Source organism: Acinetobacter sp. AL9, from assembly GCF_041464035.1.
In the GTDB taxonomy this organism is placed as follows: Bacteria; Pseudomonadota; Gammaproteobacteria; order Pseudomonadales; family Moraxellaceae; genus Acinetobacter; species Acinetobacter towneri.
Genome location: NZ_JAYFSK010000182.1, coordinates 1 through 426, shown reverse-complemented (window position 1 = coordinate 426; position 426 = coordinate 1). Strand labels below are relative to the sequence as shown.

The following is a 426-nucleotide window of genomic DNA, read 5'->3' as shown; positions in this document are numbered from 1 at the left end:
AAGGTGGTTGACCTTAGCTTAGATGTTGATATGGCAAATGCCTATATTGGTCGATGGCTTAGTGAAACAGCAAATCAACGCATTCATGCAACAACTAAAGAAAAACCAAGTACTCGTTTGCTTGAAGGGTAATCCCCCCTAAAAATAATTGAGTTTAAAAGTAGAAAATCGAATAACCTTGATTTAAGGAGATTTTCTATGAAAACATCTAAGTATTTAGACAGCTTGATCATGAGTATCTTGAAGCAAGCTGAAGCAGGAACACCCATACCGAACTTGTGCCGCGAACATGGTATGAACTCTGCTACATTCTACAAGTGGAAGTCCAAATATGGCGGCATGGATCTTTCAATGATGACGCGGCTTAAAGAACTTGAGGCTGAAAATGCCCGTTTAAAACGCATGTATGCTGATGAGCGGCTAAAG

1 protein-coding gene and 1 pseudogene are annotated in these 426 nt (G+C 39.9%); both read left to right on the top strand.

The features are described from left to right. A pseudogene (locus ACEO2X_RS14225) lies at positions 1–132 on the top strand (IS21 family transposase); the annotation flags it as partial. A 66-nt stretch (positions 133–198) separates the two neighbouring features. Next, on the top strand, positions 199–426 hold a 228-nt coding region (locus tag ACEO2X_RS14220), incomplete at its 3' end, for a transposase (RefSeq protein WP_371972188.1).